11 protein-coding genes and 1 tRNA gene are annotated in these 12,092 nt (G+C 46.5%); 8 read left to right on the plus strand and 4 right to left on the minus strand.

All coding sequences use genetic code 11. The features are described from left to right. Positions 1-4: 4 nt before the first annotated feature. From RSC70_RS13730 to RSC70_RS13740, 3 genes are all read left to right on the plus strand, one after another. Positions 5-1,522, plus strand: a complete 1,518-nt coding sequence (locus RSC70_RS13730) for a sigma-54 interaction domain-containing protein (protein ID WP_332542764.1) — start codon at positions 5-7, stop codon at positions 1,520-1,522. Between the two features lie 434 nt (positions 1,523-1,956). Further along, the gene (locus RSC70_RS13735; RefSeq protein WP_332542765.1) at positions 1,957-2,595 is read left to right on the plus strand and encodes an OB-fold-containig protein; all 639 of its coding nucleotides are present in this window, start codon (positions 1,957-1,959) and stop codon (positions 2,593-2,595) included. Between the two features lie 35 nt (positions 2,596-2,630). After that, entirely contained in the window at positions 2,631-4,361 is a 1,731-nt protein-coding gene (locus tag RSC70_RS13740; protein WP_442904303.1) for a flotillin family protein, read from the plus strand. Between the two features lie 201 nt (positions 4,362-4,562). On the opposite strand, the gene RSC70_RS13745 is transcribed toward RSC70_RS13740, so the two are convergent. Next, a tRNA-Arg gene (locus RSC70_RS13745) sits at positions 4,563-4,639 on the minus strand. A 205-nt stretch (positions 4,640-4,844) separates the two neighbouring features. On the opposite strand from RSC70_RS13745, the gene folD reads away from it, so the two are divergent. The 3 genes from folD to ybcJ all read left to right on the plus strand — a co-directional run bounded on the left by folD (position 4,845) and on the right by ybcJ (position 7,745). Next, positions 4,845-5,702 (plus strand): bifunctional methylenetetrahydrofolate dehydrogenase/methenyltetrahydrofolate cyclohydrolase FolD, encoded by an 858-nt coding sequence (folD, locus tag RSC70_RS13750; RefSeq protein ID WP_103009140.1) that lies wholly within the window; start codon positions 4,845-4,847, stop codon positions 5,700-5,702. A 276-nt stretch (positions 5,703-5,978) separates the two neighbouring features. Continuing rightward, a complete protein-coding gene (locus tag RSC70_RS13755) occupies positions 5,979-7,346 on the plus strand; it encodes an NAD-dependent succinate-semialdehyde dehydrogenase (RefSeq protein WP_332542766.1) in 1,368 nt (455 codons plus the stop codon). Positions 7,347-7,532: 186 nt separating this feature from the next. Further along, on the plus strand, positions 7,533-7,745 hold the full coding sequence (gene ybcJ / locus RSC70_RS13760) for a ribosome-associated protein YbcJ (protein WP_025800580.1): 213 nt from the start codon (positions 7,533-7,535) through the stop codon (positions 7,743-7,745). Between the two features lie 65 nt (positions 7,746-7,810). Here ybcJ and cysS read toward each other — a convergent pair whose 3' ends face one another. Beyond that, positions 7,811-9,196: a cysteine--tRNA ligase gene (cysS, locus tag RSC70_RS13765; RefSeq protein ID WP_063585710.1), complete on the minus strand. Its 1,386-nt coding sequence runs from the start codon at positions 9,194-9,196 to the stop codon at positions 7,811-7,813. Positions 9,197-9,494: 298 nt separating this feature from the next. Between cysS and ppiB the strand changes: the two genes are divergently transcribed. Beyond that, complete coding sequence (gene ppiB, locus RSC70_RS13770) at positions 9,495-9,989, plus strand: peptidylprolyl isomerase B (protein WP_004847094.1); 495 nt, start codon at positions 9,495-9,497, stop codon at positions 9,987-9,989. A gap of 11 nt (positions 9,990-10,000) precedes the next feature. Continuing rightward, the gene (locus RSC70_RS13775; protein WP_332542767.1) at positions 10,001-10,726 is read left to right on the plus strand and encodes a UDP-2,3-diacylglucosamine diphosphatase; all 726 of its coding nucleotides are present in this window, start codon (positions 10,001-10,003) and stop codon (positions 10,724-10,726) included. 18 nt (positions 10,727-10,744) lie between these two features. Here the strand turns inward: RSC70_RS13775 and dnaC are convergent, their stop codons facing one another. Together dnaC and dnaT are read right to left on the minus strand one after the other, a co-directional pair. After that, positions 10,745-11,473, minus strand: a complete 729-nt coding sequence (gene dnaC, locus RSC70_RS13780) for a DNA replication protein DnaC (RefSeq protein ID WP_372338157.1) — start codon at positions 11,471-11,473, stop codon at positions 10,745-10,747. A gap of 20 nt (positions 11,474-11,493) precedes the next feature. Continuing rightward, positions 11,494-12,057, minus strand: coding sequence for a primosomal protein DnaT (gene dnaT, locus RSC70_RS13785; RefSeq protein WP_234619157.1), 564 nt, complete (start codon positions 12,055-12,057; stop codon positions 11,494-11,496). Positions 12,058-12,092 lie beyond the last annotated feature (35 nt).

Raw genomic sequence — 12,092 nt, forward strand, 5'->3', positions numbered from 1 at the left:
TATCATGCTTACCGTTGGGTGGAATATAAAAACTATCGATCGCACAGCCATGATTGCTGATGTGATTAGTGAATTCAGAAACATGGATGTTTATATTGATGCAATGCACGTATCATCTTGTGAAATTTTCATTCGCTTTAGTATTCCCTCGGAAAAAAAACTTCAATACCTACTAGGTAATTTACTGATAAATAATGATATTCTAAGCATATATCCGGCTAATGGCGAACCGACGGCATCACCCTCTTCACACTTTGCCCATATTGTTATTTCAAACTATGGCGTTATTAATGACTTTAGCTCTAGCGCAGAAAAAGTGTTCAGCTTATTACGCCATGAAATGATTGGCAGAAATATATCTGCACTGATTGATTGGGAAGAAGTTAAGGATTTTCGCTGTGGGAAAGTCAGCACTAAAGAAATAGAAAACAAGATCACCGGGGAGATGATTAGCTGCACTATCCGCCCTGTATTACACAATAACAAAATTACGGGGGCCAATATTATTCTTGGTAACACCAAGAATACATCACGAATACATACGTCCAAGAGTAAAAAGCTATCCTCTGATTTCGATGAACTCATCTACGCAAGCCCTATTATGGCTGACTGCTTAGCCGCAGCACGCAAAATAGCGCAAAGTAAATACACCGTCCTGATTCGGGGCGAAACAGGTACAGGCAAAGAGCTCATTGCACGTTCTATTCACGACTCCAGCGAGCGGCGGAACAATGCTTTTGAAGCGATAAACTGTGCAGCAATTCCTGAGTCTTTAGTTGAAAGCGAGCTCTTCGGCTACGAATATGGTGCTTTTAGCGGTGCACTTAAAGGCGGCAAGATGGGCTTGTTTGAAAGTGCCAATCACGGCACTGTTTTTCTTGATGAATTTGGTGAGCTTTCTCTTTCCCTTCAAAGCAAGCTACTACGAGTGCTGCAAGACGGAATGATTAAGCGCGTGGGAGGACTCAAGACACAGCATGTGAATGTGAGAGTGATCGTAGCCACCAACCAAAATCTAGAACACCTGATTGAACAGAAGCAGTTTCGCGAAGATCTCTATTATCGTGTCAATATTCTGCCTATCGTCATCCCGCCACTGAGAGATCGCAAAGAAGATATTCTTCCACTTGTCAGCTATTTTTTCCAAAAATACAGCCAAGAACTGGATAAAAAACTAACGCTATTGCCCAGCGCTCTCGCCACGCTGACTGCGTACTCATGGCCTGGCAACGTACGTGAATTAAAGAATATCCTACTTAGAATTATGCTATTAGCTGAGAAACAAGAAATCGCGGGTACTGATATTCCGCTACCTGAAAATAAGCATCTAGAAGAGCACATACATAATGGCAGCATTAAGGCGATGATTGAAAAACAAGAACGCGACATTATTAGGAAATATCTTGTTTCGCTGGGCTCAGCTAGGAAAGTCGCAAACCAAGTTGGGCTATCGCACACCACGGTGCTCAATAAAATTAAGCAATATCATTTAGAGCATTTGCTGTCTCACAACAAAAAATAGCTTCTTCGGGATTCATATATTTTTTATTATAGTTATGTTTTATATGAATAAAATTTCTTCCCCTATCAACTTAGGCTCCCAACATTTACAGAATGAATTACTCTTATAAAAATGGGGGTATGAGTAATTTATTCACAACCATAACTGAGCCCTCCAACTACCACAGCATTCAATTAAATATTATTATATCGCAAAGATGTCCATTATCACCATTTTATCTTGGAAGTCTGATTTGCGTTAAAATAATAATCGGTTAGCACCTCAAAGATTGGATAGTTGACACAAGCCACTTTAAACCTTGATGATTTACTATCGAATATTCGTAAAGTTTATCTTTCCACGTCATTATCCTATATCTCTTCTCCTCCGTATCCGAAATAAAAAAATAACGTTAGAATAGAAATATTACGGATATACACAGAAAGGATGCCCTAGTGATACTACTCTCAGCCTATAACGCCCCTTTTCTCTTTGCGCTCGCATTCATCATTTCACTTGGTGTATTAGAGATTCTATCGTTGTTAATAGGCGCTAGCGCATTTAGCCATATAGATTCCTCCATAGGAACTCATCTTGATCTCGCCACTGGGAATAACCTGTTAGTACAGGCGCTGAGCTGGTTGCACATTGGCAAGCTTCCGCTATTGGTTACGCTCGTTTTACTGCTGGGTAGCTTTGCTATTATTGGCATCAGCGGGCAATATTTAATGATTAGCCTGCTTCAAGCACCGCTATCCGCGGGGTTAATGGCTCTGATTTCATTTGTGCTATCGTTGCCTACTTTACATTTCATAGGGCGATGGCTCGCCCCATATCTTCCAAAAGATGAATCCTTTGCAGTGTCAGAAGATAGTTTTGTTGGTTCAATGGCTCTCGTGACTCAATCAGCAGGTCAGCCAGGGATGTCGGCCGAATGCAAAATTATCGATGCTTACGGACAATCCCACTATTTATTGATCGAACCAGAAAATTCAGACGTTATTTTTACCCGAGGGGAACGCGTACTCATTATTGCCCAAATATCGGCAGCGCGATTTTTAGCAAGCAAAAACCCTTGGCCTAATTTGCTGTAAATCTATATTACTCAGAGATATCAAAAGGAAATTTTATGTTTGAAATGGATAACATCCCTTATTGGGGATTTGTTGCAGTTGGTGTATTAATCATATTGTTGGTTATCGGGATTATTTTTTCTCGACTCTATGAGCGAGCTTCAGCAGAACAATCGTTTGTTAGAACTGGTTTGGGTGGGCTAAAAGTTGTCATGAGCGGAGGAGCTATCGTACTTCCTATATTTCATGAGCTTATTCATATCAATATGAATACCCTCAAGCTAGAAGTCAGCCGCTCCATGAAAGACAGCCTGATCACCAAAGATCGTATGAGAGTCGATGTGGTCGTCGCATTCTTTGTACGTGTAAAACCAACCATCGAAGGTATCGCAACCGCGGCACAGACGTTAGGACAAAGAACGCTGTCACCAGAAGATCTGCGCATCCTTATTGAAGACAAATTTGTAGATGCGCTGCGTGCAACGGCATCACAAATGACCATGCATGACCTCCAAGACACCCGTGAACACTTCGTTCAAGGTGTGCAGAATACGGTCGCTGAAGATTTAACCAAGAACGGCCTTGAGTTGGAGAGTGTTTCATTAACTAACTTTAACCAAACCTCAAAAGAGTTCTTCGATCCTAACAATGCGTTTGATGCAGAGGGCCTAACCAAGCTCACTCAGGAAACCGAACGCCGCCGCCGCGAACGTAATGAAGTCGAGCAAGATATAGAAGTTGCCGTACGTGAAAAGAACCGCGATGCCATGTCACGTAAGCTAGAAATTGAGCAGCAAGAATCATTCATGACCTTTGACCAAGAGCAGCAGGTTAAAACCCGCAGCGCTGAACAAAGCGCTAATATTGCCGTATTCGAGGCTGAACGTCGTCGAGAAGCGGAGCAGAGCCGTATTAGTACCGAACGTCAGATTCAGGAAGCAGAAATTGCGCGAGAACAGGCTGTTCGTACTCGTAAGGTGGAAGCTGAACGAGAAATTAGAATAAAAGAAATTGAACAACAGCAAGTTACCGAAATTGCTGCGCAGGATAAAGATATTGCTATTGCAAGTAAATCAGAACAGCAATCTCAAGCTCAGGCAAGAGCAAACGATGCATTAGCCGAGGCAGTACGAGCCGAAGAGCATGTGGTGACAACCAGAGAAACAGCCGAGGCAGATCGTGCCAAACAGGTTGCGCTAATCGTTGCTAAACAATCAGCAGAAACCGAAGCCGTGCAGCTAACGCTAAAGGCACAAGCTGAGAAAGAGGCCGCAGAATTACAAGCATCCGCCATCATTAAACTTGCTGAAGCAACATTGAAAAAAGGACTTGCTGAAGCTGAAGCTCAGAGGGCGTTGAATGATGCGGTCAATATACTGTCTGATAATCAGACCAGCTTAAAATTCAAACTGGCGCTATTGCAGTCCCTGCCTAGCATCATCGAGAAATCCGTTGAGCCAATGAAATCTATCGACGGAATCAAAATAATTCAGGTTGACGGTTTAAACCGGAATGGTTCGGCCACAGCCGGTGGCGCGTTAGAATCAAACAGCAATGGCGGCGGCAATCTCGCGGAACAAGCCATGACGGCAGCGTTATCCTACCGTACACATGCGCCGATTGTAGACTCCCTACTCAAAGAAGTCGGCCTTTCGGGTGGTTCATTAGCTGCGCTCACCGCGGCATTACCCAACACTCTTGGTCATGCAGATCTGACGACGACTGAACACCCAGTACAAGAAAACATATCAGTTGTTGGCAACGAAAACGCCCCACTACCTGCTTAAATTATTTTCAGCACAACGAGGCTGTGTCACTCGATGATCAGTGGCATGTGAGAAAAGAGTCTGACGCAGCCTAAATTCAATTCAGGAGACAAATTAGCCTTGACCAGATCTGAAAAAATTCGCTTATACCAACAGTGACATTAATTTTTGCTATGGGTTATTTTTGTGTCAGTAGGAAGGAATATTATTCGTTGAGTTAAATGGTACGCCCTACAGGATTCGAACCTGTGACCTACGGCTTAGAAGGCCGTTGCTCTATCCAACTGAGCTAAGGGCGCATTGGGACGGTGTAGCAGAGGCTAACTGTCAGGCAGTGCAGCGGATTTGGATTATACGGTCAGTCTGCTTTGAGTCAATGCCTTTTGTCCGTTTGATCATCCACTTGGTTATTTTATGGTTATTCTTTGCCTGACAGCACGCTTTGCATCTGACACAATAGAAGCCCTCCCCCCGCTTGAACAATATTGATGGATTTCGTCACTGATGGCAGCAAAGATTATTGATGGTAAAACGATTGCGCAGCAGGTTAGAAGCGAGATGGCTGTGCGCGTAGAACAACGTTTGGCTGAGGGGAAACGTGCCCCAGGGCTAGCAGTAATATTAGTAGGCGAAAACCCTGCATCACAGATTTACGTCGGCAGCAAACGCCGCGCATGTGAAGAAGTCGGTATCGTATCAAAATCTTACGATCTGCCGATTTCTACCAGCGAAGAGCAGCTGTTAAGTCTGATTGATGATCTCAACGCCGATAACACTATCGACGGTATTTTGGTTCAGCTTCCGCTGCCTGCCGGTATCGATAACGTCAAAGTGCTGGAAAGAATCAGCCCCGATAAAGACGTTGATGGCTTCCATCCTTATAACGTTGGCCGTTTGTGCCAGCGTTCGCCAAAGCTCCGCCCTTGCACCCCTCGCGGTATTATCACTATGCTAGAACGCTGCGAAATCAATACCTACGGCTTAAACGCCGTGGTCGTTGGCGCATCGAATATTGTAGGTCGTCCCATGGGGCTGGAACTGTTGTTAGCCGGTTGCACCACAACCATCACCCATCGCTTTACCAAGGATCTGCAAAAGCACGTTGAAAATGCCGATCTGGTTGTCGTTGCCGTGGGTAAGCCGGGCTTTATTCCTGGTGCATGGATCAAACCAGGCGCGGTGGTGATCGATGTCGGGATCAACCGTTTGCCCAGTGGGAAAGTTGTTGGCGACGTTGAGTTTGATGTTGCCGTTGAGCGTGCTGGCTGGATCACGCCGGTACCGGGTGGCGTTGGGCCAATGACCGTAGCAACGCTGATTCAAAATACCCTGCAAGCCTGCGAAGAGTTTCACGATATTTAAGCAGCAAACTACTTTCTATATAAGCCAGTCATTGACTGGCTTTATTCATTTTTAGCGGCTGTCAGCCCGGCAAGATAATTCCTAGTCTCACTCCACTTCCTTGTAGATATGTCATTCCGGCCTATAGTTATTTATTACACATCAGCGATTGAGCCGCGAACTCGTTAACCTCAGTTGCTCCATTCACGTTCATAAACATTATGTCATTCAATCACCTATCTCGGAGAATATCCAACTCGTCTTCGTCAACATGATCTATACCGCCAAGGAGCCATCATGCCATACCAGACAATCAACCCTTATACCGACAAACTCATCAAAGAATATCCGCAGCACGACGATAAATATGTTGAATCCGCTTTAGCAACCGCGCACAAACTCTATAAGTCAGACTGGGCACAAGGCGATATATCTCAACGTCTTAACGTGCTTAGCAAACTGTCTGAGCTATTTACCCAACACGAGGAAGAACTGGCAAAAACGATCAGCCAAGAAATGGGTAAACTTATCGAGCAGAGCCGTGGGGAAGTTAAGATCTGCGCCGCAATCGCCCAATATTATGCAGATAACGCCAAAGCGTTCCTCAAACAGGTTAAATACTCTTCATCGCTCGGTGACGCGTGGGTTGAACATCATCCCATTGGCATCATCATGGCCGTTGAGCCTTGGAATTTCCCGTTCTACCAGCTCATGCGCGTATTAGCCCCGAATATGGCCGTTGGTAACAGCGTGATGGTAAAACACGCCAGCATCGTCCCCCACTGTGCAGAAACCTTCGAACGGATGGTCTCTCAGGCTGGCGCCCCCAAAGGCGCCTATACCAATCTGTTCATCTCTCAAGATCAGGTCGCCAGTATCATCGATGACGATCGTGTCAGCGGCGTTGCCCTTACCGGTTCCGAACAGGCGGGTAGCGTGGTAGCTGCGCAGGCTGCCAAGAACCTTAAAAAATCCACCATGGAACTCGGTGGGAACGACGTATTTGTAGTTCTCGATGATTGCGACCTCGAAAAGGCGATTAAAGTGGGTGCTCAAGCTCGCCTACAAAATGCGGGTCAGGTGTGTACCGCTGCCAAACGCTTTATTATTCATGAAAAGATTGCCGATAAGTTTCTTGCCGGTTTTACCAAAGAGCTGGAATCTGTAAAAATGGGCGATCCACTCGATCCGAGCACTACATTAGGGCCGTTGTCGTCTAAAAGCGCTTTGCAGAACTTAGCTAAACAGGTTGATAAAGCGGTCAAAAACGGCGCGAAGGCCACATTAGGAGGCAAGGCGATGGATAAACAAGGCTATTTCTATCCTCCAACAATCCTCACCGATATTAAGCGTGATAATCCGGCCTATTTCGAAGAGTTCTTTGGCCCAGTCGCTATGGTATTCGTTGTGAAGAGTGACGATGAAGCCATTAGCTTAGCGAACGATTCACACTATGGGCTGGGTGGTGCCATCTTCACAGGCAACATTGAACGCGGCAAAAAAATGGCCTCACGCATTGAAACCGGCATGGTATTCATCAATACCTTGAGCGGTACTGCGCCAGAACTGCCGTTTGGTGGTGTAAAACGTTCAGGCTATGGTCACGAGCTGGCCGATCTTGGGATTAAAGAGTTCACGAACCAAAAACTGGTGGTTGTGGCCTAACTTATTCTTGGGATTAGTTCTCTGCGGGTGTACAACGCACCCGCACTTCGTAGATTAGCTATGCGCCATCGCGCGCAAACTGGCATAATAGCGCATTGCCCGCCGTATATTGATAGTCATATATTGGCTGTATGATGGCTACGGCATCTCGAACGAATCACTCCCAAAGAATAAAGAGATAACACCATGGAAATCTTCCATCTGGAAAACCATCCGCACGTTGAACTGTGCGATCTGCTGAAACTACAAGGCTGGAATGACAGCGGCGCGGCGGCAAAAAACGCCATTGCTGACGGCTATGTGAAAGTTGATGGGAAGATCGAAACCCGCAAACGCTGCAAAATTCTTGACGGCCAGACGGTAACTTATAACGGTCAGAGCGTGCAGGTCAAAGCGTAACTTTTATGCTTGATGTGAAAAAGCCGGCAGATAAGCCGGCTTTTTTATTGGATAAATCTAACGCCTTACTTACGACGCCAAGTCGTCCCCTGCGGGCCGTCTTCGAGCACAATGCCTAGCTCATTCAATTGGTCGCGCGCCGAATCTGCCATCGCCCAATCTTTTGCCGCACGAGCATCGTTACGCTGCTTGATCAACGCTTCAATCTTGGCCACGTCACCATCGTCACCTTGCGCACCGCTTTGCAAGAATACTTCAGGATCTTGCTCCAGCAGACCTAGGATTTTCGCCAGCTTACGTAGCTCTGCCGCCATGGCATTCGCCAGCGCCATATCTTCTGATTTCAGGCGATTAACTTCACGCGCCAAATCAAACAGCGCAGAATAAGCTTCTGGCGTGTTGAAATCGTCGTCCATCGCTTCACGGAAACGGGCTTCAAAGACGTTGCCACCGGCTGGCTCAGCGTGAGGATCTGTGCCACGCAGCGCGGTATACAGACGTTCCAAAGCAGAACGTGCTTGCTTCAGGTTCTCTTCGCTGTAGTTCAGTTGGCTACGATAGTGACCTGACATCAGGAAGTAACGCACGGTTTCAGCATCATAGTGCTGCAGCACATCACGAATAGTGAAGAAGTTGCCCAGCGATTTCGACATCTTCTCGCGGTCAATCATCACCATACCGGAGTGCATCCAGTAGTTCACATAAGGACCGTCGTGTGCACAGCTTGATTGCGCAATTTCATTCTCATGGTGCGGGAACATCAGATCAGAACCACCGCCGTGAATATCGAAATGTGCGCCCAACTGTTTGCAGTTCATGGCTGAACATTCAATATGCCATCCAGGACGACCAGGGCCCCAAGGAGACTCCCAGTTTGGCTCACCCGGTTTCGACATTTTCCACAGTACGAAGTCCATCGGATTGCGTTTCACATCGGCAATTTCAACGCGAGCACCTGCTTGCAGCTGATCCAGATCCTGTCGAGACAGCAAGCCATAGTCCGGATCGGTATCCACAGCAAACATCACATCGCCGTTGCTAGCAACGTAAGCGTGACCGCGTTCAATCAGCAATTCGACGATTTCAATAATTTCAGGAATATGGTGCGTCGCACGTGGCTCAAGATCGGGACGCGCGATATTCAGCGAGTCGAAATCTTTGTGCATTTCCGCCAGCATACGCTCGGTCAACTGCTCGCAGGTTTCGCCATTCTCCAGTGCACGCTTGATGATTTTGTCATCTACGTCCGTCACGTTACGCACATATTTAAGGTTATAGCCTAAATAGCGTAGATAACGCGCCACCACATCAAAAGAAACAAATGTACGGCCATGGCCGATATGACACAGATCGTAAATGGTTACCCCACACACATACATACCGACTTCACCGGCGTGAATAGGTTTGAATTCCTCTTTTTGACGACTGAGTGTGTTAAAAATCTTTAGCATCGGGGCATCCATGATGTTTGACATAATATTAGGTGTATTGAACCGCGAAGAAAGGCTGTTTGCAAGAATAACCCCTATTTTCACCCGTTTGGGTACCGATTTCCTGTGTTCTTCTTTGTGCTCTTTCACGTTTTCGATTTTCACAGAGTTTTGCAGCCCAAGGGGTATTTCCGTTATCGTAGTGATGTACCCTTAAGAAAGGCGATACGCTAACTGCGACAAAAGGGTGTCAGCGCCCTGCGCATCGGCTACAATCGCATTCTTTCGTCCTCTACATCAAAAAAACAGGATTATTGATATGGTTACTTTCCACACCAACCACGGTGACATCGTCATCAAAACTTTTGACGACAAAGCACCGGCTACCGTTGCCAACTTCCTGGAATATTGCCGTGAAGGTTTCTACGACAACACCATCTTCCACCGTGTTATCAACAGTTTCATGATTCAGGGCGGCGGCTTCGAACCTGGCATGAAACAAAAAGAAACTAAAGCTCCGATCAAAAACGAAGCGAACAACGGCTTGAAAAACACCCGTGGCACGCTGGCAATGGCGCGTACCAACGACCCACATTCAGCAACTGCGCAGTTCTTCATTAACGTGGTTGATAACGATTTCCTGAACTTCCGTTCAGAACGTCCAGACGGTTGGGGCTATGCAGTCTTTGCCGAAGTCGTTGAAGGCTTAGACGTAGTAGACAAAATCAAAGCAGTCTCTACTGGCCGTAGCGGCATGCACCAAGATGTTCCACGTGAAGACGTGATCATCAAAAGCGTCACCGTAAGCGAATAATCGCTTTCTTGATGCGTACGCTATTTATTGCAGATTTGCATCTTAGCGAACAGGAACCGGCGATTACCGCCGGTTTTCTGCGTTTTTTACAGCGCGATGCCTATCAGGCTGACGCTTTGTATATTCTCGGTGACTTTTTTGAGTACTGGATTGGCGACGACGATCCACAGCTACTGCACCGTGAAATCGCCACAGCATTACGCGATCTAACGGCTTCTGGCATACCGTGTTATTTCATTCACGGCAACCGTGATTTCTTGATAGGTAAACGTTTCGCGCAGGAATGCGGAATGACGTTACTTCCCCAGGAAATGTTGTTAACGCTGTACGGGCACCGCATTCTCATCATGCACGGTGATACCCTGTGTATTGACGATACAGACTACCAACGTTACCGCCGTAAAGTTCATAACCCGATTATTCAAACGTTGTTTTTATGGCTACCTTTGCGTACCCGCTTGAATATCGCGGCCAAAATGCGCGATCGCAGCCAGATGACCAATGGTGATAAATCTGACGCCATCATGGACGTCAATCAGCAGGCTGTTATAGAAGCGTTAGAGAGAAATCAGGCCGAGTGGCTGATTCATGGACATACTCACCGCCCAGCGATTCATGATATCTCCATGCCGAACAGTAAGCTTGCAAAACGGGCCGTACTGGGCGCATGGCATTATCAAGGTTCGATGATAAGCGTTACGCCCGCAGGTATTGAACTGATTGAGTTCCCTTTCTAAAAGCGCCTTAAGTTGGCGTTAGTATTCGTTGCCCACGACGCGGCTGCGATAGCTTTCCCAATCAAAATTAACCCATAAGCTATTGCCTAAACTCATGCGATCCATCACGCGTTCGCCGAGTAACGTATTCATACTCTGCACGTTTAGGTTAGACAGCATACCGGTTGGTCGTTTAGATGATGAGCGGCGATCAACGATTTGATTGATGATCACTTTTTCATAGCGAGATTCTGTCTGCACACCAATTTCATCAATAACCAGCAAATCGACCGCACTAAGATCCTCTAACAGACGCTCTTCGGTGGTGTCACTGTTGCCACTGAACGTGCCCTTCATGCTCGACATCAAATCCGCCACGGTGACAATAAGCACTGACTTATTGCGTAAAATCAGATCGTTGCCAATGGCTGCAGCCAAATGATTTTTTCCTGTGCCGGGCTTACCAGAAAACACAAAGCTTGCGATATTGCCGTCAAATTCAGCAGCATATTGGCGAGCACGCTCCAGCGCGATGCGCTGCCCTTCGCACTCCACACGATAATTATCAAAAGAACAGTTCATATGCAGGGGGCGAATGCCAGAGCGCTTGAAAACACGCTGCATTTTCATTGCCTGATTCTCACGCGAAATGGCTTCTGAACGTTTACGCCCTTCTTCTTCCTGCCAAATCCGCCATTCCTCAGCGTTGGTAAACTTTGGCTCAACGTGAGCAGGCATCATTTTCTTCAATCTCTGCATCAGGTTCATGCTAGCGGCATCTTTCATCATTAACCTCTGAAACCTTTAGGGATGGAATAATCTTGTTCGCCTATGTCATTGATATCACGTTTTGGCTGACCACCATTGCTCATGCGATTTTGCTGTACGCTACGGGCGAGTTTCTGCTGCCATTGCACATGGTGAAAGGCTTTGCCTTCGGCCTGCCAGTAGGCAACAAATGAAGCCAGTTCGGTTGGGGTTACCGGTGAAGTCAAAATGCATCCCCACATTGCTGCCATACGCAAAAAATCCGCATCAGGCTGCCATCCAGCGTACATCACAAATTTGCCCAACGGCGTTGGAATATTCGGTGCAACAGGCGCGGCAACGTCATGGCTAAAATCATCATTAAACAGAGACTCTTCAAGAGTGACATCTGAATTTGCGCGACCAGCCGCTTCCTCAATGGCCAACAGCTCAGCCATTCTCTCAGGCGTCACGGCGTAAAAAATTGGCATGTTGTTATCGAGCACAGTCATTACTCCGCGATCGCCGGATTTTAACGCCGTCGCCGGATCGCGGCTAAATGAATCTAAGCTCGTAATGGAGGAGGCCAAAATTTTGACAGACATGTTTTCTTTTTACTCTGATGAAGTGTGAACTGATA

Source organism: Hafnia sp., assembly GCF_036648275.1.
Lineage (GTDB): Bacteria > Pseudomonadota > Gammaproteobacteria > Enterobacterales > Enterobacteriaceae > Hafnia > Hafnia alvei.